General features: G+C 68.7%; 17 protein-coding genes. 7 read left to right on the forward strand and 10 right to left on the reverse strand.

Annotation, left to right across the window (positions count from 1 at the left end; translation table 11 throughout):
- Window positions 1-27: 27 nt before the first annotated feature.
- On the forward strand, window positions 28-768 hold the full coding sequence (locus SNE35_RS17620; protein ID WP_320424238.1) for a GntR family transcriptional regulator: 741 nt from the start codon (window positions 28-30) through the stop codon (window positions 766-768).
- Here the strand turns inward: SNE35_RS17620 and SNE35_RS17625 are convergent, their stop codons facing one another.
- From SNE35_RS17625 to SNE35_RS17655, 7 genes are all read right to left on the reverse strand, one after another.
- Complete coding sequence (locus tag SNE35_RS17625) at window positions 769-2,763, reverse strand: S1 family peptidase (RefSeq protein ID WP_320424239.1); 1,995 nt, start codon at window positions 2,761-2,763, stop codon at window positions 769-771.
- Window positions 2,764-2,860: 97 nt separating this feature from the next.
- On the reverse strand, window positions 2,861-3,859 hold the full coding sequence (locus SNE35_RS17630; RefSeq protein WP_320424240.1) for an alpha/beta fold hydrolase: 999 nt from the start codon (window positions 3,857-3,859) through the stop codon (window positions 2,861-2,863).
- Between the two features lie 68 nt (window positions 3,860-3,927).
- Window positions 3,928-4,731 (reverse strand): anti-sigma factor family protein, encoded by an 804-nt coding sequence (locus tag SNE35_RS17635; RefSeq protein ID WP_320424241.1) that lies wholly within the window; start codon window positions 4,729-4,731, stop codon window positions 3,928-3,930.
- Window positions 4,732-5,274, reverse strand: coding sequence for an RNA polymerase sigma factor (locus tag SNE35_RS17640; RefSeq protein WP_320424242.1), 543 nt, complete (start codon window positions 5,272-5,274; stop codon window positions 4,732-4,734).
- Between the two features lie 6 nt (window positions 5,275-5,280).
- Window positions 5,281-6,768, reverse strand: coding sequence for a YncE family protein (locus SNE35_RS17645; RefSeq protein ID WP_320424243.1), 1,488 nt, complete (start codon window positions 6,766-6,768; stop codon window positions 5,281-5,283).
- Window positions 6,765-7,154 (reverse strand): DUF305 domain-containing protein, encoded by a 390-nt coding sequence (locus SNE35_RS17650; RefSeq protein ID WP_320424244.1) that lies wholly within the window; start codon window positions 7,152-7,154, stop codon window positions 6,765-6,767. Before SNE35_RS17650 ends, SNE35_RS17645 begins: the two co-directional genes overlap by 4 nt.
- Window positions 7,155-7,252: 98 nt before the next feature.
- Window positions 7,253-7,579 carry a DUF4148 domain-containing protein gene (locus SNE35_RS17655; protein ID WP_320424245.1) on the reverse strand — a complete coding sequence of 109 codons (327 nt, stop codon included), beginning with the start codon at window positions 7,577-7,579 and terminating at the stop codon, window positions 7,253-7,255.
- Window positions 7,580-7,868: 289 nt separating this feature from the next.
- Between SNE35_RS17655 and SNE35_RS17660 the strand changes: the two genes are divergently transcribed.
- Entirely contained in the window at window positions 7,869-8,396 is a 528-nt protein-coding gene (locus SNE35_RS17660) for an ester cyclase (protein WP_320424246.1), read from the forward strand.
- Between the two features lie 16 nt (window positions 8,397-8,412).
- On the opposite strand, the gene SNE35_RS17665 is transcribed toward SNE35_RS17660, so the two are convergent.
- Window positions 8,413-9,129 carry an SDR family oxidoreductase gene (locus tag SNE35_RS17665; RefSeq protein WP_320424247.1) on the reverse strand — a complete coding sequence of 239 codons (717 nt, stop codon included), beginning with the start codon at window positions 9,127-9,129 and terminating at the stop codon, window positions 8,413-8,415.
- A gap of 153 nt (window positions 9,130-9,282) precedes the next feature.
- Between SNE35_RS17665 and SNE35_RS17670 the strand changes: the two genes are divergently transcribed.
- Together SNE35_RS17670 and SNE35_RS17675 are read left to right on the forward strand one after the other, a co-directional pair.
- The gene (locus SNE35_RS17670; RefSeq protein WP_320424248.1) at window positions 9,283-9,888 is read left to right on the forward strand and encodes a flavodoxin family protein; all 606 of its coding nucleotides are present in this window, start codon (window positions 9,283-9,285) and stop codon (window positions 9,886-9,888) included.
- A 112-nt stretch (window positions 9,889-10,000) separates the two neighbouring features.
- Entirely contained in the window at window positions 10,001-10,828 is an 828-nt protein-coding gene (locus tag SNE35_RS17675) for an alpha/beta fold hydrolase (RefSeq protein ID WP_320424249.1), read from the forward strand.
- Window positions 10,829-10,847: 19 nt separating this feature from the next.
- Here the strand turns inward: SNE35_RS17675 and SNE35_RS17680 are convergent, their stop codons facing one another.
- Window positions 10,848-13,628: an ATP-binding protein gene (locus SNE35_RS17680; protein ID WP_320424250.1), complete on the reverse strand. Its 2,781-nt coding sequence runs from the start codon at window positions 13,626-13,628 to the stop codon at window positions 10,848-10,850.
- A 63-nt stretch (window positions 13,629-13,691) separates the two neighbouring features.
- Entirely contained in the window at window positions 13,692-14,555 is an 864-nt protein-coding gene (locus tag SNE35_RS17685; protein WP_320424364.1) for an alpha/beta fold hydrolase, read from the reverse strand.
- A gap of 280 nt (window positions 14,556-14,835) precedes the next feature.
- Here SNE35_RS17685 and SNE35_RS17690 point away from each other — a divergent pair, with 280 nt between their 5' ends.
- From SNE35_RS17690 to SNE35_RS17700, 3 genes are all read left to right on the forward strand, one after another.
- The gene (locus tag SNE35_RS17690; protein WP_320424251.1) at window positions 14,836-15,534 is read left to right on the forward strand and encodes a response regulator transcription factor; all 699 of its coding nucleotides are present in this window, start codon (window positions 14,836-14,838) and stop codon (window positions 15,532-15,534) included.
- A 187-nt stretch (window positions 15,535-15,721) separates the two neighbouring features.
- Window positions 15,722-18,568 (forward strand): ATP-binding protein, encoded by a 2,847-nt coding sequence (locus SNE35_RS17695; protein WP_320424252.1) that lies wholly within the window; start codon window positions 15,722-15,724, stop codon window positions 18,566-18,568.
- Window positions 18,568-21,357, forward strand: a complete 2,790-nt coding sequence (locus tag SNE35_RS17700; RefSeq protein WP_320424253.1) for an ATP-binding protein — start codon at window positions 18,568-18,570, stop codon at window positions 21,355-21,357. The genes SNE35_RS17695 and SNE35_RS17700 overlap by 1 nt, the downstream gene beginning before the upstream one ends.
- The last annotated feature ends 13 nt before the right edge of the window (window positions 21,358-21,370 follow it).

The following is a 21,370-nucleotide window of genomic DNA, read 5'->3' on the forward strand; positions in this document are numbered from 1 at the left end:
GACGCTTTGCATTTAATGGAAAACCCTGTGATCGAAACCGACGACGCCAACACCGCACAGCAGCTTGCCGAGATCGCCTCGCGCTACCACGCGACGCCGCGGCATGAGGCGGCCAGCGCGGATGCACTCAGCGACCTGGTCGTCGTGCCGACCCTTCGGGAGGCCATCGTCAGCAACATCCTCAAGCCCGGCACGCGGCTGATCGAGGTCGCCCTCACGCGCCAGCTGGGCGTCAGCCGGACACCGGTTCGCGAAGCCTTCCTGCAGCTCGAGCGCGAGGGCCTGGTCACGGTGGTGGCGAGAACGGGGGTGTTCGTTCGCCAGGTGACGCCGCGAGACGTCGACGAGATCTACACGGTCCGCTCAGCGCTGGAGAGCCTCGCCATCGAACTGGCCGCGCGCCAGCTCACCGCCGTCGGAAAGGCGCAGCTCGACGAGGCGCTGGAGGCGATGCATCGCTGCGTCGAGTCCGCCGATCCGGTCGGCTACACGGAAGAACTCGACGGCTTCTATGCCATCGTGATGCGCCTGGCCGACAACGCCGTGCTGCAGCACACGCACGACAGCCTGCTCGGACCGGTGCGCCGCCTGCGGCGCATCGCCATGTCCAGCAGCGGACGCATGCGCGCTTCCTACGAACAGAGCGTGCGCATCCGAGACGCACTCACGGCCCGCGACGGCCCCAGCGCCGCGCTGCTGATCCGGGAGCAGCTGGCCAATGCCTGCACCGCCGCCAAGGCGGTGCTGCAGGCCTCGGCTGGCGGCTGATCAGCGTTCGCCGACCTTCGCGTCGCGCATCAGCAGGTCGAGCTTGGCCTTCATGGCGTCCTGGGAGGTCGTGCTCTCGGCACGGTACTGGAAGGTGTAGAGCACCTCGGGCGCCGGCTCGGCATCGGCGCTGCCGTAGATCGCGCTGATCGCCTGCTTGCCGTTCACCAGCGATGCGACGGCGTCGTAGGGATGCTCGTGGTGCAGCCGCTTCTGCCACTCCTTGCGGACGGACTCGTTCGCGCTTGCCGCGGGCGTGCTGTGGCGGAAGATGCCGGTCTCCGTCTTGTCGTCGCTGTTGAAGGTGGACACGCCGGCGATGTCGAGCAGGGCGGCATCGGCTTCGGTGGGAATGAAGGCGAAGTCCAGGCGCAGGTGCAGGTCGCGTTCGATCTTCTGCAGGTCGGGGCCGAAGCTGAAGGCCAGGCGGCGATCGTCGAAAGCGAGGCTGCGGCCGTAGTCGACGCGCAGCATGGCCGGCTTGAGCTGCCTGGGCAGCAGGGCCTCCTGCTTGAGGAACTGGTCCCACTGCGACAGCTTGCCTTCGTAGGACGCGGCGATGAAGCCGGTCAGCAGCTTCAGGCGCTCCAGTTGGCTGGCGCGGGCGATGGGCATCAACCGCGTGTCGAAGCCGACGGTGCCGTCGGGCACGGGCAGGTCGAACTCGGCCAGCCATTCGCTGGAGAAGGCCGTCGTCGGATGCCAGATGCGGATCTGCCAGACCCGGCCCCAGATATCGGTGAAGCGCGTGTCCTCCTCGGGCTTGCCCATCGAGAGGATCTTGGCGTTCTCGCCGCCCACGTGGATGGTGGGTGGCGAGGACTTCAGCACCAGCTCCCGGGCCAGTTGCGGGTCCGCGTACCAGGCGGCGGCCTGGACGTCGTCCGGCTTGTGGCGGTGGAAGATCGAGATGCCCTTGAAGCTGGCCGCGTCCTGCCAGCCGTCGTGCCCCAGGTCGAGCCGGGTGAAGTTCAGCGAGGGAATCGCCCAGAGGCCATTGCCGCCCTTCACGACGACACCCGGCGCGCTGCGCTCGTAGAGGCCGTGCAGCAGGCGCTCGCTGCTCTTGCCGCGCGGGAAGGTGTCGCTCGCGTTCTCGGCCATCAGTTCGCGCAGCTGGCCGGCACTGAAGTCGTCCGACAGCTTCGCATAGGCCGCGGAGAAATCGGCGAAGCTCTTGGGCAGCGGAATGTCGGCCTTGACCCGCGAGGCCTTGGTCGCGTCGAAGACGAGGAAGCCGGTGATGGACCGCGAGTCCACCGTCACGACATTCTCCGGCGCCTTCGTGACCAGCTCGATCGGCACGGCGAAATTGAGCGTGTTCTCGGAGGTGCGCATCGCCCGCACGACGCCGATCACCTGCCCCTTGGCGTCCACCAGCGGGCCGCCGCTGTTGCCGCCCGAGATCGGTGCGGAGAAGCGCTGCCACTTCCAGCGGCCGCTTTCCTCCTCCGGCGTGTCGGAGGTGTAGTTCCCCTCGCGCATCACGATGCCCTCGCCCAGCGCGTTGCCCACGGCGTAGACGGTCTCGTTGAGCTCCGGTTTCTCCTGCACGTCGAGCACGGCCGAATGCCCGGGCGCCTTCGCCAGCGTGAACATGACGAAGTCCTGGTCGGCCGAGCCCTTGACGATCTTGTCGATCGGATAAATGTTCCCCGCCGCATCGCGCAGCATCGGCTCGCGCTGGCTGTCCCCGAAGGCGGCGGACAGCACGTGCATCGCGGTGACGTAACGCCCCGGACCGATGGCGAAGGCCGTGCCGATGGACAGGTACTTGTCGGAGCGCAGCTGGTAGGGGATCAGGTCCTGCCAGGCCTTGTCGTAGGTGACCGTCTCCTTCGCCGGCTTGGGCACGACCACCTCGAAGGTGGCCTCGCGCACCCGGCGCTGGATGTCTGCATCCAATGGCGCTGCGAAAGCGGAAAGCCCGGCCTGCAGGCCGACCATCAAGAAGACCGCGCCGATGCGCCCCGCCCTTGCCAAACTCTTCCGCATGCGCCCCCCTCGAAATTGCAGCCTGATGCCGGTGAAACCGCGAGAGATTCTGACGACAAACGCCGGGGCGCATCCCCTCGGCGGGCGTTAAGAATGATTAAGCCCGAGCGAGCGCCGCCATCGCCTCGAGGAGCGCGCTGTTGAAGCGCTCGGGTTCCTGAATTTGAGGCGCGTGTCCCAGACCCGGGAACTCGATGAGGCGACCCTGCGGAATCGTCTTGACGACGCTCTTGCCCAGAAGGTCGTAGCGGCCGATGCGCGCCTTGACATCGGGCGGTGCGATGTCGCTGCCAATGGCCGTGGTGTCGCTCGTGCCGATCATCAGGACGGTCGGCATCTTCAGCAGCGGGAACTCGTACACGACCGGCTGGGTCATGATCATGTCGTAGATCAGGGCCGAGTTCCACGCAACGAGCTCGTGCCCGGGGCCGCTGTTGAGGCCGCTGAGCATCGTCACCCAGCGCTCGTACTCCGGCTTCCATTTGTTGACGTAATAAGTGCTGGACTCGTACTTCCGAACGCTGTCCGCGGACAGCTTCAACTCGCGCGCGTACCAGTCGTCGACGCTGCGGGATGGGACGCCCAGGGTCTTCCAGTCCTCCAGGCCGATCGGGTTGACGAGCACCAACTGCTCCACGGCCTCCGGATACATCAAGGCGAGGCGAGTCGCGATCATGCCGCCGGTCGAGTGCGCGATGAACGTCGCCCGCTTGACGCCCAATTGATGCAGCAGCGCTTGTGTGTTCGCAGCCAATTGCTGGAAGGTGTACTGGTAGTGCGCCGGCTTGGTGGAGGCACAGAAGCCGATCTGGTCAGGCACCACCACCCGGTAGCCGGCGCCCGACAGTGCGGAGATGGTCGACTCCCAGGTGGCACCGCAGAAATTCTTGCCGTGCATCGGAACCGCGACACGCCCGTTGGCCTGCCCCTGCGGCGCGACGTCCATGTACGCCATCTCGAGGGTTTGCCGCTGCGACTGGAACGCGAAGCGTGCGACCGGATGAGGGTAGTCAAAGCCTTGCAGTTCAACGCCGTAGCTCGGAGAGGCGGACGCGGTGCCGGCATGAGCGGCGACCAGCAGGGCAGCGGCGGACAACAGGCCGCGGAAACTTGAAGATTGCACGGTACTTCCTATGAAAAGCGGAGGCGGAATTCAAGCGCATGCTAAGTGCTGGAGCCCGCCCTCGCCTGCCGCCGCACCTCGTTGGCCACCGGATGCAGCAGGGCCGGGGCCTCGGTGCCCACGACGCTGTAGCCGAGCCCGCGCTGGGCCCAGGTGAAGCCGCCGACCTCGCCGGAGGACTGCTCCATCATCGGCGCCTCGCGGTCCGCGTTCATCGGCCGGACCATCACGGCCATGCGCGTGCCGTCCGCGCGGTCGTAGAAGAACAGGCCCGCCGGACCATGGCCGGTGGCCACGAGCCTGCCGCCGGCATAGCGGTAGCCGGACTGGCTGAGATCCGGGATCGCGACCGGCTGCCGGAGCTTGCTGGACACGAGGCTGGCCAGTTCCGCCCGGCCGGCCTCGGGCAGCGGCTCGGCGGCATAGGCGGTGAAGCTCGTGCGCGCCTCGCCGGCCAGCGCAATGACGCCCGAGCCCGACGGATCCATCGCGCCATGGACCTGCCAGCCGCCGAAGGCGCCGATGCCCAGCGCGAACAGGACGGAGGCCGCCATCTGCCAGGCCCAGTGCGGCGACCTGCCCCGCAGGCCGCGGCGGTCGTGCTCGGCGACCATGCGATCCAGCCGCAGCCGATCGGGGATGGGCTCATCGGCGATGTGGGCCAGGCCCGATCGCAGCAGTTGGCGCTGCGCGGCGAAGCGGGCCACGGTGGCCGCGGCTTCGGGCGTGCGGTCCAGGTAGTCCTGCACCTCGCGGCGGCGCGCCGGCTCGAGGGCATCGTCCACGAAGGCATGCAGGTCTTCCTCGACGACCTGCGCCGGTGCTTGGGGCTTGTTGCCGTTCATCTACTTCATCCTCCGCAACGCGGGCTGTGCCGCAGTCGTGCCGGCCTGGCTGCCCTGGCCATCGAGCGCGCGCTGCAGTCGCTCGCGGCCGCGCGCCAGCCTGGACATGACGGTGCCGATCGGGATGCCCAGCGTCCGCGCGGCCTCGGCATAACTCAGATCTTCGACTGACACCAACAGGATCACGCTGCGCTGGTCCTCGGGCAGCGCAGCGAGCGCGCGCATCAGCTCGCCGTGCGTGACCCGGTGCTCCTGCGGCGCCGGGGTCGCCAGCGCGCTCTCGTCGACATCGGCGATGTCCATGTGCAGGCCGCGGCGCGCCTCCTGGCGCAGCCGGTTGACGATCAGGTTGTGCGCGATGGCGAACACCCATTGACGGGTGTCCTCGGCCCGGCGGCGCGTGTCCCAGCTGGCGATCACGCGCTCCAGGCAATCCTGCACCAGGTCGTCGGCCACGTCGCGGTCACGCAGCATCGCGCTGGCGTACCGGCGCAATGCCGGTATCAGCGACTGGACCTCGGCGAGCAATCCCATGTCGGCCATGGTGGCTCAGATCGACCCGGTCTGCACCTGAACCACCGATCCGGGCTTGCCGTCCACGACCGGGGCGATCACCAGGTAGCGGCGCACCGCGTCCACCGGACTCTGCACGATCTGGCGGATCGGGCCGATGGCGTTGACGATGGCCGACCCGGCCGGGTTGGTCATGAAGTTGGCGAGCGGCTGCAGCGCGCCGCTGCCATCGGCCTTCTCGGCCAGCCCGAGCACGTAGGGCGACTTCGGCTTGAGCCCGGTGGCCGAGGCCTGCAGCACCTGCAGCAGGCCCTGGTCGAACATCGCCACGCTGGTCTTCGCAGCAGCAGCAGCCGATGCGCCGGCCTCGCCCAGGCTCAGCGAGGCGACCTGGCCGGCGATGCCCAGCGGCTGCAGGCCCTGCAGTCCGTCACCCTCGGGCACGGCATCGGGCACATAGGCGATGGCCTGCGGTGCCTGGCCGATCGGCACCTGGCCGACGACCGTGTTGGTCGCCGTGTCGATGGCGGCGAGCGCGTCGGCGTTCTCCAGACCAACGTAGATCCGCGAGCCGTCGCCCGACGGCCACACGCCGTGCGGCAGCTTGCCGACCCGGATGGTGGCGACGGGCGAGAAGTCGTCCGTGCGGAAGACCTTCACCTGGTCCAGCCCGCCGACGGTCACGTAGGCGAAGGTGCCGGCCGGCGTGCGCGCGAAGTTCACGTGATTGGTGATCGGGCCGGTGTCGAAGGCGGCGAGCACGGCGAACGGCGGCCGGGCTTCGAAGACCATCGTGCGGCCGACGTCCTTCAAGGTGAGCCAGACCTGCTTGCCATCTGGCGTGGCGGCGATGTTGGGGCAGAAGGGGCTGTCCTGCTTCACCTTGCCGACGATCTTGTGCGAGGCCACGTCGACGATCACCGTCTCGGGATTGAAGGACGAGCAGACGTAGCCGTACTTGCCGTCCGGCGAGAAGATCTGCATGCCCGGGCCGGCGGCGGTCACGATGCGCGTCTTTTCCTCGAAGGTCGCGGCGTCGATGACGGACACGTAGTTCTCGCCGCGCACGGTCACCCAGACCTCCTTGCCGTCGCGCGTGAAGAAGGCCTCGTGCGGCGAGCGGCCGACATAGGTCGTGTGCTTGACGGCATTGGTGGCCGTGTCGATGAAGGTGACCGAGTTGGAGCCGATGGACACCACGGCGAGCGTGCGATGGTCCGGCGAGAAGCCCAGACCGTGCACCAGCACCTGGCCGCGGTAGAGCGGGCTGAAGTTGCCCGGCGAGGGGTCACCGAGCCGGATCACGCCGAGCAGCTTGTTGTCGACCGGGTCGGTGACGGACAGCGTGTTGGAGAACTGCTCGGCGGCATAGATGCGATCGCGGTGGCTGATCGGGATGTCGCGCTCGGACTGGGCGCCGGGCGCCTGGCCGGCGAAGGCCGTGCCCGTGAGGACGGTGCCGGCAAGAGCGACGGCAAGAGCGGCGGCGAGCGGGGAGCGGAGGAAGCGGTGGAGCACGTTCATTCCTGATGCGAGTGGTGATGGGTGGCGGGCTGGGTCGGCTGCGTGGGCGCAGGCGCCGAAGCCGGCGGCGGGTCGCCGAGCGCCAGGCGCATCGCGGCGATCTCCTGCTGCTGCTCGACGATGATTTCCTGGGCGATGCGGCGCATCTGCTCGTTCGTGCCGTAGCGCAGTTCGGCCACGGCCATGTCGATCGCGCCCTGGTGATGCGGGGTCATCATGGCCGCGAAGTCCCGGTCGATATTGCCGGACGGCTTCACGGCCATGTCGTCCATCATCTTCTGCATGGCCGCGTCGTTCTCGGCCACGAAGGCCTGCTGCGGCGAGAGCGCGATGGCACCGGCGGCCAGGCTGGCGAGGGAAAGCGCGAAGAAGGTTTTCAGGCTCATGCGTGTCGGTTCCTGTGGAGCGGGGCGGACGCCCCATTCCGAGGTAGACAAGCGAGTTGCCGGTTTATTCCCCCGCGCCTCGCCTTTTCGATCGAAAGTTACTGCGTGACGGTCGACTGGGCAGCGCCGGAACTGGCCGTCGCCACGGCCTCGCCCCGCTGCTGCGCGATACGCGCGACACGCATCGCGAACGCCGGCGATGCGTGCAGCGCCTGGTAGCGCGCCTGGGCGGCCTGGTAATCGGCGCCGTACACCGGCGGCTCGTCCCGGCCGTCCAGTTCAGCCAGGCCCGATTGGCGATAGATCTCCAGATCGGCAATCACTTCGGCACGGCTGGTCGGGCCATCGGCATGGCCAGGATGCGCCATGGCTGCCGTGCCGATGAAGAGCGAGAGAGCAAGAGTGACGAACTGCTGGGTGCGCATGGAATTCCTTCGAGATTGACGGGGTCTGCATCGCCTTCGGCGAGGACAGCGCCGAGTGGCCCTGTCCTTCTGTAGACAAGCAAGTGCCTGCCCTATTCCCGGCCGGGTTGTTTCTGTTCATGAAGACTGGCTCGGCTTCACCAGGCGGATGACGCTTCCCTCACCCGTCTTGGACATGCCTCGATGCAGGCGAGCGTCAAGACTTGCGACGAGCTTGCGTCTCGTGCGCATGCTCCCGTTCATCCAACCGCAGCCGAGCCCCGATGCTCGCCGCCACAAGGAGCCCCCAATGAATGCACGCCAGATCTTCAACGGATTTCTGTCATCGGCCTGGCTGGTCGCAGCGCCAGCGCTGGCGGCCGACGAACTGCCTGTGCCGCAGCACCTCAGCGCCGCCAGCGACACGGACAGCGCGCCCATCCTGCTGGCCGGCCGCCGCTACGCGGCCTTCTGGAACACCGGTGATCCACGGTACGCCCGTATCGCGCTGTCGCCCGACTTCATGGACCGCACGCTCCCGCCGGGCCGGCCTCAAGGGCCGTCCGGGCCGCTGGCCGCGTCAGCGGCATTCCGCGCGGCGGTCCCCGATCTGAGCGCCGAGATGGAAGACGTCGTCATCGCCGGGGACCGGATCAGCATCCGCTTCCATTTCCGCGGGCATTTCACGGGGCAGATGGGTACCTTGTCGGGCGAGGGCCAGGTGATCGACTTCCAGGCCTTCGATATCTATCGGGTGAGCGACGGGGTGATCGCCGAGAACTGGCACCTCGAAGACAACCTGACGTTCAAGCAGCAGCTCGGCCTGATCGCCCGCTAGGCGGGCGATCAGGTGCTCAAGCAGCGATGGCGCCCCCGCCATCGATCAGCACCGTGGAGCCTGTGGCGTAGCCGTTGCCGGCCACGAAAAGGATCGCTTGGGCGATGTCTTCCGCGGCTCCCGCGCGACCTGCGGGCAGCCGTTGAGCCGCGCCATCGAACATCGCCTTGCGCGATGCCTCGGGCAGCTTGTCCCACATCGAGGTGTTGATCAGGCCGGGCGACACGGTGTTGACCCGCACCGGGGCCAGTTCCAGCGCCAGGCCGCGCGCCAGCGACTCCAGCGCCGCATTGATCGCACCTTGCAGGACCGAGCTCCTGCTGGGGCGAACGCTCAGGAAGCCGGACACGAAAGTCAGCGAGCCCCCGGGAGCGATACGTGCGGACCGGGCCACGTGGTAGGCGCCCCAGAACTTGCTGTCCATCGCGCTGCGCGCGTCTTCGAGCCCGAGTGTGCGCACCGGACCCGTCGGCGTCTGGGCAGCCGAAACCACCACATGGTCATAGGCGGGGCCATCGGCGAAGAACGCTTCGACGCCACCGGCGTCGGTCATGTCGAGCACCCGGGTCTCGATGGCCGACGCGCCCTGCGAAGCGATGGCCGCGAGACGTTCGGGATTGCGCGCTGCGATCACCACCCGCGCGCCGGCAGCGGCGAATGCCAGCGCCGTTGCGGCACCGATACCCGAACTGCCGCCCACGATGAGAACGGACTTCCCGTCAAAACTGTGCATGGCTGAGCACCTCCTGCGACCATGATCCCGAGGCTTGCGTCGCGCTGCCTCTCCCAATCGGGCCAGCCCCGCGCGCTCTGCCCGAGAGACGCGCCGGCAGGAGCGCGCTTCTATCGTCGAGGCGTTCTCCACCACAAGCTGAAAGAGGAATCCATGAACCCCGACGAGAGCATCCGAATCGCCGTCGTCCATCACAGCGGCTACGGCCACACGGCCCGGCAGGCGCAGGCCGTCGCTGACGGTGCAGCCCAGGTGAAGGGCACCGACGTGCTGCTGGTGAAGGTCGAAGACATCGAGCAGCACTGGGACGCGCTGGAACGCTGCGAGGCCATCATCTTCGGTGCCCCGACCTACATGGGCAGCGCCTCCGCGCAGTTCAAGACCTTCATGGACGCCACCTCGCGCACCGTGTTCGCCAAGGGCGGGCTGTGGCGCGACAAGCTGGCCGCCGGCTTCACGAACTCGGCCTCGCGCTCGGGCGACAAGCTCGCGACGCTGCAGCAGTTGTCCATCTTCGCGGCCCAGCACGGCATGCACTGGGTCAACCTGGCGCTGCCGCCGGGGCACAACAACTCGAAGTCCACCGAGGACACGCTGAATCGTCACGGCTTCTTCCTCGGCGCGGCCGCGCAGTCGAATGCCGACGAAAGCGCCGAGACCGCCCCGCCGCCGGCCGACCTGCTGACCGCCGAGCATCTCGGCAAGCGCGTCGCAAGCCTCGCCAGGCAGCTATCCGCAGGCCGCCATGCTGTGGCCTGATCGCCCCACCGACCGCGCGCGGCGCGGCTTGCTTGCCGTCGCGGCGGCCCTCCCGCTCGCGCCCGTTTTCGCGGCCACGCCGCCCATCCGCCCCGACGAGAGGAAAGCTTCCATGTTCATCACCACACGCGACGGCACGCAGCTCTACTACAAGGACTGGGGGCCGAAGAACGGCCGGGTCGTCGCGTTCAGCCACGGCTGGCCGCTGTCGGCCGACGCCTGGGACGCTCAGATGTTCCACCTGGCATCGCAGGGCTTTCGCTGCATCGCTCACGATCGCCGCAGCCATGGCCGTTCCAGCCAGACCTGGGACGGCAACGACATGGACACCTATGCCGACGACGTGAACGAACTGTTCACGCAGCTCGACCTCAAGAACGTGACGATGGTGGGCCACTCGACCGGCGGCGGCGAGGTCGCACGCTACATCGGCCGCCACGGCAGTCGGCGCGTCGCGAAGGCGGTGCTGATGGGCGCGGTGACGCCGATCATGGTCAAGTCGCCGAACAACCCGGTCGGCCTGCCGATCGAAGTGTTCGATGGCTTCCGCCAGGCCTATCTGGCCGATCGCGCCCAGTTCTTCCTCGATGTCGCCAGCGGCCCCTTCTTCAACTTCAACCGGCCTGGCGCCAAGGTGTCGCAGGGCTTGATCCAGTCCTGGGTGCTGCAAGGGCTGATGACCGGCCACAAGGGCGCCTACGACTGCATCAAGGCCTTCAGCGAGACCGACTTCACCGAGGACCTCAAGCGCTTCGACGTGCCCACGCTGATCCTGCACGGCGACGACGACCAGATCGTGCCGATCCAGGGCGCCGCGCTGCTGTCCGCGAAGCTCGTCAAGGGCGCGCAGCTGAAGATCTACAAGGGCGGCAGCCACAGCCTGGGCGACACGGCTCGATCGCAGGTCAATGCCGACCTGCTGGCCTTCGCCTCTGCCTGAACCCGCGCGCGGGCCCCGCTCAGGCCGGGCGCGTGCCGCGACGCGCCCGCCCGGTCCTCGCCAGCGATCGGGCCTGCACCAGGTCGGGAATGTCGGAGCCGTCGTCGATGGCCTTCAGCAGCGCCTGCAGACGCCGACCCGCGAGCTCCCGCGCGGCGCTGCCGGCATCCGCCACCTGCATCTGACTGGTGACGACGCGCAGCGCCCAGACTCGCGCGCCCTGCTCGATGCTCAACTCGTAGGCCTCGTCCAGCGCCGCGGTACAGCGCGCGCGACTGTCGTCGCTGTGCATATCGAGCGCCCCCAGCGCGGCCAGGCGCAGCACCTCGGGAGCACACCAGCCGACCTCGCCCCGGCGCACCCGCGTGAGCGTGCGGTCCGGCGGCGCGGCCGGGCACAGGGTCGCATGGATGTCCATCAGCGGCGTGCTCTGGGCCAGCAGCAGGGCCTCGCTGCTTCCCGGCAGGATGCGCCGCCCGTCGATGACCGCACCGTAGACCTTCGCGTAGGCCAGCCAGTAGGAGAGGTTGGCACGCGTCGCTTCGTCGTGCAGCTCATCGGTCCAGCGCCGCGCCACGCGTAACTCGCCCTTCCAGATCGCGATCGGAATGGCGGCCAGGGCGAGCGGCTGGCAGTTCGAATAGACATGCGTGTCCTGCTGCAGGGCCAACATCTCCTGGACGACCGTCCAGGCCTTCTCGAAATCGCCTCGCAGCCAGTGGATGCGGGCGAGCTGGATGCGCATCGATACCTCGAAGGGCACCGTGCTGAGGAAGCGCCAGGGCAGCGCGACAGGATCCGCGGCCAATACCCGGTAGGCCAGCCGCTCGGCCGCATCGTGCTGGCCCAGCGCATGCAGGTTCAGCGCCGCCAGCCGGTCGCCCATGAGCACGGAGAGCGCAGCGAACTCGCCCTGGGCCAGTTCGCGTACCTCGTCGCAGCCGGCAAGCGAGCGGAGATAGTCTCCCTGGCCGTAAGTGCTGGTGATGGCGGCGTACACGACCTCGAGGCGATCGCTGACAGAGCCGTGACCGGCGGCCAGCTCCTGCATCCTGGCGAGCATCTGCAGCTGGTCCGGCCGGTAGCCGAGCGTCTGGCCGGACAGGTAGACCATCTGCTTGCGAAGCTTGAATTCGAGCGTGGTGCCGGCCGCGCCCGCCTGCCCGATCTTGCCAAGGGCCAGCATCACCTGGCGCTGGCATTCCTCGAGTTGGTCGGCGGCCATGTACATCGGGTGCAGCTCCGCGATGATCTCCATGCCGAGCGCGGGCTCGTTCGCCTCCACCAATGTCCAGGCCAGCGCCGCACGCAGATCGGCGGTCCGCGAGACGCTGGCAAGTTCCTCGCGGTAGCGGACCATGTCGCTATGGGTCCGTTTGGCTTCCATCACGAAGCCGAGCACGAAGCAGACATGCCGCCGATGCACGGCGCTCGCGTCTGGCGCGGTGGCGAGCAGCCGCTGGGCAAACAGGCGTGTGATGTAGAGCAGCCGATAGCTGGCCGCGCCACGGGCGGACGGCTCGGTCGTCAGCAGCGATTTCGAGCACAGGCCCAGCACCGCCGCCTCGGCGCGCCGCTGCGGCAGCTCCGGGCACGAGACGACGGCCACGGCGCTCTCCAGGCTGAAACTGCCGCGAAACACCGACAAGCGTCGCAGCGTGCACTTCTCGTCCGCGTCGAGCAGTTCATGGCTCCAGTCGAGCACGGCATGCAAGGTCTGGTGGCGGCCGGCGGCCGTGCGCCGGCCGCGGGTCGGCAGCTCGATCGCCTGCTCCAGATGGCGCAGCAGTCCGCGTTCGCCCAGCATGTCCATGCGCGCCGCCACCAGCTCCATGGCCAGCGGAATGCCGTCCAGGAACGCGCAGATCTGCCCAATGGCCTGCGCGTTGTCGTCGGTCAGCCGGAATGAGCTGCAGGCGGCGCTGGCGCGCTGCACGAAGAGCTGGATGGACGGATAGGCCAGGGCGGCTTCCGGCGACAGCGGCTGCCGCGCCTCGGGAAAAGCCAGCGGCGGCAGCTTGAACAGCCGTTCGGCCTCCAGCTCAAGCGGTTCGCGGCTGGTGGCCAGGATGCGCAGCTCCGGGCAGTGCCGCAGCAGGCGGTCAGCCAGCGTCGCCACGACGTCGATCAGGTGCTCGCAGTTGTCCAGCACGATCAGCACCGGCTCATCGCGCAGTGCCTCCTCCAGCGCCGTGCATGCCACGCTGCGTGCCACGTCCAGTCCGCAGGCGCGAGCCACTTCGGTCGTCACCAGCGCGGCGTCGCTCAGGCTCGCCAGGCTGACGAAGAACCAGCGTTGGCCGTGGCGACTGGCGAGTTCGTCGGCCACGGCCAGCGCCACCGTCGTCTTGCCCAGGCCACCGATGCCGACGATGGAGACCAGGCGATGGCTGGCCAGCAGTTCGCCGAGGCGCGCAATCACCGCGTCGCGGCCGATGGGGGCCGCGCGGATGAGTAGCGGCTTCGGCGCCGGTGCGTCGGGCGGCGGCATCTTGCGAAGTTCGGCAACGAAGACATAGCCCCGCCCCGGCACGTTGTCGATGTAGCGTGTCCCGGTCTGGTCATCCCCCAGCACCCGCCGCAGGGCTGACAGATGGACCCGAAGATTGCTCTCCTCGACCTCCGCGCGAGGCCAGACCCGAGCGATCAGCTCCTCGCGGGAGAACACCCGGCCCGGGCTTTCGAGCAGGACCTCCAGCAACTGCAGTGCACGGCTGCCGATGCGAACCGGCCCGGTAACGTCGAGCAGTTCACGCCGCATCGCGTCGTAGCGGAATGGGCCGAAGGCAAGCACCGTCATACAGAGCGTGAATCAAGGTGAATTCAAGCCACCCGTGCGAATGGCTTGCGAATGCCGCAACTCCTACTGAGCCAGGAACTTGCGGATCGCCGCCGTCACCGGCACGGTCGCCTCCTCCATCAGCCAGTGCCCGGCGCTGGGCACGACCAGCTCGGTGACGTTCGTCGCGGCATTGCGCATCACGATGGCCTCGTTGGCGCCGAAGGACTTCTCGCCACCGATGGCCAGCACCGGCATCGGCAGCTTGTTTTTCATCAGCACCAGGTTGTCCTCGGCATCCTTGCGGATGGACTGAAACTGGGCGAACGCGGCCTTCATCGTACCCGGCCGGGCGTAGAGCTTCGCGTAGTAGTTGCGCGTACCTTCGTCGACCTTGCTCGGGTCGCCGGCAAACTCGTTCCAGAAGCGATCGAGGTAGATGCGCTCGCGGCCCTGCACGAGGCGCAGCGCGTCCTTGCCACCGAAGTCGAAATGCCACAGCGCCGGCAGGCGCACGATCTGCTCCCAGGGCGGAATGCCGGGCACCGGCGCGTCCATGACGACCAGGTGCGTCGTCTTGTCCGGATAGCTGGCGGCATATGCGTAGGCCACCATCGTGCCGATGTCGTGGCCGACGATGTCCGCCTGCTCGATGCCCAGTCGGTCCAGCACGGCACGGATGTCGGCGGCCTGGTTCTTCTTGTCGTAGCCGGCCTCGGGCTTGGAGGACAGGCCCAGGCCGCGCAGATCCGGCACGACCACGCGGTGGTCTTTCGCCAGGTCGACAGCCAGCGGCTGCCACATCGCGCCGGTATCGCCGAAGCCGTGGATCAACACGACGGCCGGACCGCTGCCACCGACGCGCACATGCAGCGTGGCGCCGTTCACCGCCATGTCCTGCACCTTGAACGTGGCGGGATAGGGCTTGGGTTGGGCCCGCGCGGCCATCGGAGTCGCGAGGCCCGCGGCGGCCAGCAGGAGGACGGCAAGGGCTTGCTTCGCTGGAGTGATCACGGTGGGGTTCCTTGGATTGCCAATCGGTTGAGGGGATGAGACAGCTTGGGCGAAACACGTCGTCATGGCGAGTGAATCGCTGCGATTCCTCGTGAATCGCCATGCAGCATCGGCGCTGGCGCTTCGCAAGCCTTCGCGACGCTTTACTGGCGCCGGGCCGGGGGCTCACCCAAGATTCACCCAGACGGCCCATCCCGGGCCTTTGGAGGACCCCATGCTGATGGCTACACCGACACCCGTCCTGGTCGCCCATGCCGACTCTCTGGTAGGGGTGGGCATCGCGACGACGCTGGCCTGTGACGCCCGGCTCGACGTGCAAGAACAAGTAGTGAAGGAGCTCGACGCCGCAGCGCTCTGGCGGCGCGGGCGGGAATGCGGCCAGGTGCTGGTCACGGACCTGCTCACCGGCATCGAGACCGCCCGCGCGCTGCGCCGCGCCCGGATCGGCCGCGAAAGCGCGTCGACGGCGATCCTGGTGGTCTCGCACCTGGAAGGCGAGCTGAACATCCGCGCGGCACTGGAGGCCGGCGTGCTCGGCTACCTGACCTACGAATCCCGCCCGGCCCAGTTGGTGGACGCGGTGCTCGCGGTCGCGGGCGGCCAGCGCTACCTAGCCGGCTGCATTGCCAGCCGCCTGGCCGAGGCGGTGGCCCAGGACCTGCCGACACGGCGCGAGGCCGAGGTGCTGAAACTGATGTCAGCCGGCCTGTGCAACAAGGCGATCGCGGCCGAGCTCGACATCGCCGCCGGCACGGTCAAGGCCCACGTCAAGGCGCTGCTGCAGAAGCTGGACGCACCGACACGCACTGCCGCGGCTGATGTGGCCAAGCGCCGCGGCCTGGTGGACCCGACGGGCGAGCAACTGGCCCTCGCCGCCATCCGTTCCCGCCCGCGCTCGCAGATGGCGGCCTGATCCTTGCGGCTCACGGGAAATCCGCGAGGCACTGCTGTCTGGATGTCGAGTAAAGTCCCGCGATTAAGCGACTTGCATGGTCTCGAGCGAGGGGTTTCCAGTCCGGAACGAGGGCCGGCAGATCTCGAACCCCACACCTCGCCAATCCATCGGCGTTGCTTGTCCAAACGTAGATGGAGGAGGATCGATGGCGGGGGGAATCGAGCCGGGCCAGGAACTCGCCTTCGAGTTCGGTCCTTTTCAGCTGTTTCCGTCGCGCAGGCTTCTGCGTAGCGGCGGCGAGCGCGTCCGCCTCGGTGCCCGGGCCATCGAACTGTTGATCGCACTGGTCGAACGCGCCGGCGAGGTGCTGAGCCGGGAAGAGCTCGAAGCCCGCGTCTGGCCACAGGTCGTGGTCGAGGAGACCAGCCTGCGAGTACACATGTCGGCGCTGCGCCGCGCGCTGCGTGACGGCGTTGACGGCGCGCGCTACATCACCAACGTGCCGGGACGCGGCTACGGCTTCGTCGCTCCGGTCAGGCGCATGCCAGCCGCCGAGGCCATGGATCCGTCGGCCGTATCGCAACAGCCCACCGTCGCCTCCCCGCTCGGCCAATTGCCGACGCGACTGAGCAGCATCGTCGGGCGCGAAGCCGCCATCGACACCCTGGTCGAGCAGTTGGACCAGCGCCGGCTCATCACCGTCGTCGGGCCGGGTGGCATCGGCAAGACGACGGTGGCGCTGGCAGCAGCCGAGCGCTTCGTGGCGATGCACCCCGAGCACGCGGTCTGCTTCGTCGACCTGTCCCGCATCAACGACGCCGCTCACGTGCCCTCATCGCTGGCGGCTGCTTTCGGTCTTGCCGACTTCCCGGATGACTGGATCGGCACTCTGGCCCAGTTGCTCGGCGCGCGTCCGGCACTGCTGCTGCTGGACAGCTGCGAGCATGTGGTCGACGCCGTAGCCACCGCCGTCGCCGCGCTGCTCGAGCACGCGCCCGGCCTGCGCCTGCTCGCGACCAGTCGCGAGCCGGTCGGCGTCAAACCCGAATGGCTGTTCCGGCTGGCCACCCTTGAGGTTCCCCCGCACGCCCCGGCGGCCGGGCAGGCATTGGCTTTCTCGGCGATCCGCCTGTTCGTCGAACGCGCCGGCACGCGAGTGGAAGGCTTCGAACTGTCGGACAACGACGCGCCGCTCGCCGCCGAGCTGTGCAGGCGTCTGGATGGCCTGCCGCTGGCCATCGAGATCGCCGCGGCGCGGCTGGAGCAGTTTGGCCTGCGCGGGCTGGTCGAGGAAGTCGAGGCCGGTTTCCTGCATCTCAAGCGCGGACGGCGCACCGGTGCCACCCGGCACGAGGCACTCTCGGCCATGCTCGATTGGAGCTATCAGTTGCTGACGCCGACAGAGCAAGCCATCCTGCGGCGGATCTCCGTGTTCCGCAGCCCCTTCTCGCTGCGCTCCGCCATCCGTGTGGCGGGCGACGAGCACGTGAGCGCCAGCGATGTCGTGAACGGCCTGGCCGGGCTGCGCGCGAAGTCGTTGCTGAACCGCGTGGTGTTCGACGAGGTCGTCAAGCACCAGTTGCTGGAGCAGACCCGCGCCTACGCACTGGAGAAGCAACGCGAGAGCGACGATGAGGATGCGGTGCGTCGCCGCCACGCGCTGTTGGTGAGCGATCTGCTGATCGAGGCGCAGGCCAGTTGGCCGACGATGGCCAAGCGGCGCTGGGTGACGATGCACGGCAGCCTGGTCCTGGCCATCCGCACGGCGCTGGGCTGGGCCTTCTCACCCAGCGGCGACCCGCTGATCGGCGCCTCGCTGATCGCCCGCTGCTGGCCGATGGCGCGCTACCTGTACCTGGAGGACTACGAAATCAGCATCCGGCGCGCGATCGAGGCCCTGGAGCAGCTTGATGAGCCGCCGTTGTCGCTGCTCGTCCAGCTCTACCTCGGCGTGGCGGCGCACATGCAGGAGCGAATGGGCGCCGGCCCGGCGACCCGCGCCGCCTACAACCACGCCACGGACATGGCCCTGGGCAGCCCCAGCGCCACCCATCAGATCGAAGCCGAGATCGGCCAGATCCAGGACGCGCTGGGCGGCAACGACGGCCCACGCGCGCTGGCTGCGGCCGGCCGGATGAAGGCACTGGCACTCGCTCAACACGACGAGGTGGCTGCGGTCGTCGCCGATCGACTGGCCGCGCAGGCCCTGCATTTTCAAGGCGATCACGCGCAGGCCCGGCGGCTTGCGCTGACCGTGCGCAACCATGCGGTCCAGCGCGCGCCGCTGGCGTCGCTTGCGGGCATCGTCGACCACCGGGTCTCGATGGACATCCTGCTGGCGCGCGCACTCTGGCTGACCGGCCTGCCGGAGCAGGCCGCCGCCGCCGCGCGGGCAAGCCTGCAGGAGGCCGAGGCCGACAGCTCGCTGGCGGTCTGCCAGTCGCTGGCGCTGGCCGTCTGTCCGATCGCTCTGTGGCGGGGCGAGAACGACGAGGCGCTGCTGCATGCCCGTGAACTGCTGTCACATGCGCAGAAATTCAGCTCGGGCCAGTGGCTCTACCTGGCACGCGGTTATGTGGACACGGCGCAGGCCAGGCGGCTTGCCGGCGCCGAGCCCGCAACGCAGCCGAGGCGTCTCGATCCCGTCGGCAGCCACCCCTTCGGCATCGACCAGTTGATCACTCTCGACGCAGGGCTCTGGCACGAGGACAGCCTGGTCCGCACACGCCAGGGCCGCGCCGGCTGGTGCGCTGCGGAAATCCTGAGACAGCAGGCCCTGCGCCTGTGGACGACCGGCCCGGCACAGGAGGCCGACCGCCTGCTGCGGGAATCCCTGGAGATCGCCGAAGCTCAGGGTGCGCTTGCCTGGACCCTGCGCACTACGACCAGCCTGGCGCGCCTGTGGCACGCGCAAGGCCGGCACGAGGAGGCCGCCACGAGCCTGATGGCCGCGCGCGCCCGGTTCACCGAAGGCGCGGACACGGCCGACCTGCGGGCCGCCGATGCACTGCTCGATGAACTGAAGGCGCTGCGCCAGCAGGCACCGCGCTGATGCCCTCCGCTTCGCCGTCGATCCACGGTCGAGCCTTCGGTTTCGGCCCCTTCAGCCTGTACGTTTCGCAGAAGCTGCTGCTGGCCGGCGGCCAGCCGGTGCGTCTGGGCAGCCGGGCGTTCGACCTGCTGGTGTCGCTGATCGAGCGCGCCGGAGAAGTCGTCACCAAGGACGAGCTGGCTGCCATCGTGTGGCCGCGCACGATCGTGGAGGAAAGCAGTCTGCGCGTGCACGTCGCCGCGCTTCGCAAGGCCTTGGGCGACGGCCAGGGCGGCACACGCTACATCGTGAACAAGCCGGGCCGCGGCTACTCTTTCGTGGCGCCGGTACGGCGCCTGTCGTCCTGGTTCGAGGCACCTCCGGCCGCCAAGGCGGACGCCCGTTTCGGCCGGCTGCCCGCGCAGGTGACACGGATGATCGGCCGAGCGGAGTCGGTTGCGTTGCTCGCCGCGCAACTGAACTTCGGCCGCTTTGTCACGCTGGTCGGACCAGGCGGCATCGGCAAGACGACGATGGCGCTGGCCGTGGCCGAGTCGCGGGCCGCCAGCTTCGAGGACGGCGTCTGCTACCTCGACTTCGCACCGATCGTCGATGGCCAGATGGTCCCCGCGCTGATCGCGGCGGGCCTGCGGCTGCCAGGTCGTGATGAGGTGTTAAGCAGCATCCAGAACTTCCTGCGCGAGCGGCGCCTGCTGATCGTGCTCGACAACTGCGAGCACCTGATCGAGCCGCTGGCGACGCTGGCCGAGCAATTGCTGTCCAGCGGGCCCGGCGTCCACCTGTTGGCGACCAGTCGCGAGCCGATGCGCGCCGAGGGCGAGTGGCTGCACCGCGTGGGCGCGCTGGCTCTACCGCCGGAAGGCCTGGTGCCAAGCGCGGCGGAGGCGCTTCGCTATCCGGCGATCGAGCTGTTCGTGGAGCGGGCCACTGCCAGCGTCGACGACTTCGTGCTGGCCGACGGCGATGCCGAGCAGGTCGGCGATCTGTGCCGCCGGCTGGACGGCAATCCGCTGGCCATCGAGCTGGCCGCAGCGCGGGTCGATCTGTTCGGTCTTTCCGGTCTGACGGCACAGCTCGATGCGCACCTGCTGGACTTACGAGGCGGCCGGCGTGACGTGCCGTCCCGCCACCATTCGCTGACCACCATGCTCGACTGGAGCTACCGGCTCCTGAGCGACACCGAGCGGCTGGTGCTGACGCGGCTGGGCCTGTTTCGAGGCTGGTTCCCGCTGCGCGCCGCCATCGACTTCGTACTCTTCAGCGAGCCCGCCGGCTCAGTCGACGAGACCCAGGTACGCGATGCAGTCGCCGACCTCGCCGCCAAGTCCCTGCTCACCATCGACACCAGCGGCGAGGTGGTGCAGTTCCGCCTGCTGGAGCTGACTCGTGCCTTCGCGATCGCGCAGCTGGACCTGCTCGGCGAACGGGCCCGCCTGGACCATTGCCACGCGTCGCATGTGAGGCGGCTGGTGGACCAAGCCGCCCAGGACTGGACCACGCTCGCCAAGCCCGCATGGTTCGCGGCGCACCTGTGGCTGATCGTCGAGACGCGCGCTGCGCTGGCCTGGTGCTTCAGCGCGGACGGCGACCCGCTGACCGGCTGCCGGCTGACGGCACGGCTGTGGGGCATCATCAACTCCATCAATCCCTTCGACCGGCCGGACGCGGTCGAACGGGCGCTGGAGGCGCTGAGCGCCCTGCCCGAACGGCACCCCGAGCTGGAAGTACGCCTGAACATCGCGCTGGCGATCAAGCAGGACACGCGCGCCGGCATCGCCAATGCGGCCAGCGCCCGCGCGGTGGAGCTCGCCGCCAGCTTCGAGGACCCGAGCTTCGAGGCCGAAGCGCTGATGGCCGTAGTCACCGTCGAAATGTCGCTCGGGCAGTACCAGGAGGCGCTGCACACGCAGGAGCGCCTGGCTGCGGCCGCGCAGCGCTCGGGGCAGCCCGTGCTGGCGCTGGTCGCCGACCGCATCGGCGCCCAGGCCTCGCACCTGGCCGGTGTGAACGGGCGCTGCCGCCTGCTGGCCGAGCGGGTGCTGAGTCATCCGCTGCCACGCGGGACGATGGGCACGATCGGCGGCGGCCTCGACCACCGCGTGTCGATGGGCATCATGCTGGCTCGCACGCTCTGGATCGAAGGCATGGCAGACCAGGCCTGGCTGATGGCCGAGGACACCTTCCAGATCGCGTCGAACGACGATCCGCTGGCCCAGATGCAGGTGCTGTCGCTCTGCCTGTGCCCGCTGGCGCTGTGGCGCGGCGACGAGGCCGAGGCCCGGCCGAGGATCGATGCACTGCGCGCACTCACGCTCAGCCAGGCCTCGGACGGCGTCTGGCTGCCTTCCACGGCGCAGATCCCGTGGTGGCTTCCCGAGCCGGCCGCCCAATCGCAGGGCCCGGTGCCCAGCGCCCTGCAGCGCGACCACCTGATGACTGCCTACCGAGGCTGGTTGACGTCCGCCACAGTCAGCCGCGCCGAGACCGACGCCGCCGACTGGTGCACGGCCGAAATCCTGCGGGCCTGGGGCGAGCAATTGCTCGGCGACGATGCGCCCGACACCGTCGACATCGCGCAGCGTTTGTTCGTTCGCGCGATGGAAACCGCAGCCCGCCAGCAGGCACCGGCCTGGGAGCTTCGAGCCGCCAACAGCCTGGCCCGTCTGCTGAAGGAACGACTCGGGCGCGGAGCCGAGGCCCGTGCGGTGCTCGAACCCGTCTACCGACGCTTCACCGAAGGCTTCGCGACGGCCGACCTGCGCCAGGCCGCAGCGCTGCTGGCATCCTGATACGGTGACGCGA

This window comes from Roseateles agri (assembly GCF_034043675.1).
Taxonomy (GTDB): Bacteria; Pseudomonadota; Gammaproteobacteria; order Burkholderiales; family Burkholderiaceae_C; genus KK5.

What these genes read in the sequence shown, in the direction of transcription:
- SNE35_RS17645 (WP_320424243.1), bottom strand. Translation starts at nt 6,768, where the DNA reads ATGAACGTGCTCCACCGCTTCCTCCGCTCCCCGCTCGCCGCCGCTCTT.
- SNE35_RS17625 (WP_320424239.1), bottom strand. Translation starts at nt 2,763, where the DNA reads ATGCGGAAGAGTTTGGCAAGGGCGGGGCGCATCGGCGCGGTCTTCTTG.
- SNE35_RS17665 (WP_320424247.1), bottom strand. Translation starts at nt 9,129, where the DNA reads ATGCACAGTTTTGACGGGAAGTCCGTTCTCATCGTGGGCGGCAGTTCG.
- SNE35_RS17685 (WP_320424364.1), bottom strand. Translation starts at nt 14,555, where the DNA reads ATGGCCGCGCGGGCCCAACCCAAGCCCTATCCCGCCACGTTCAAGGTG.
- SNE35_RS17700 (WP_320424253.1), top strand. Translation starts at nt 18,568, where the DNA reads ATGCCCTCCGCTTCGCCGTCGATCCACGGTCGAGCCTTCGGTTTCGGC.
- SNE35_RS17635 (WP_320424241.1), bottom strand. Translation starts at nt 4,731, where the DNA reads ATGAACGGCAACAAGCCCCAAGCACCGGCGCAGGTCGTCGAGGAAGAC.
- SNE35_RS17650 (WP_320424244.1), bottom strand. Translation starts at nt 7,154, where the DNA reads ATGAGCCTGAAAACCTTCTTCGCGCTTTCCCTCGCCAGCCTGGCCGCC.
- SNE35_RS17655 (WP_320424245.1), bottom strand. Translation starts at nt 7,579, where the DNA reads ATGCGCACCCAGCAGTTCGTCACTCTTGCTCTCTCGCTCTTCATCGGC.
- SNE35_RS17660 (WP_320424246.1), top strand. Translation starts at nt 7,869, where the DNA reads ATGAATGCACGCCAGATCTTCAACGGATTTCTGTCATCGGCCTGGCTG.
- SNE35_RS17640 (WP_320424242.1), bottom strand. Translation starts at nt 5,274, where the DNA reads ATGGCCGACATGGGATTGCTCGCCGAGGTCCAGTCGCTGATACCGGCA.
- SNE35_RS17675 (WP_320424249.1), top strand. Translation starts at nt 10,001, where the DNA reads ATGTTCATCACCACACGCGACGGCACGCAGCTCTACTACAAGGACTGG.
- SNE35_RS17690 (WP_320424251.1), top strand. Translation starts at nt 14,836, where the DNA reads ATGCTGATGGCTACACCGACACCCGTCCTGGTCGCCCATGCCGACTCT.
- SNE35_RS17670 (WP_320424248.1), top strand. Translation starts at nt 9,283, where the DNA reads ATGAACCCCGACGAGAGCATCCGAATCGCCGTCGTCCATCACAGCGGC.
- SNE35_RS17695 (WP_320424252.1), top strand. Translation starts at nt 15,722, where the DNA reads ATGGCGGGGGGAATCGAGCCGGGCCAGGAACTCGCCTTCGAGTTCGGT.
- SNE35_RS17680 (WP_320424250.1), bottom strand. Translation starts at nt 13,628, where the DNA reads ATGACGGTGCTTGCCTTCGGCCCATTCCGCTACGACGCGATGCGGCGT.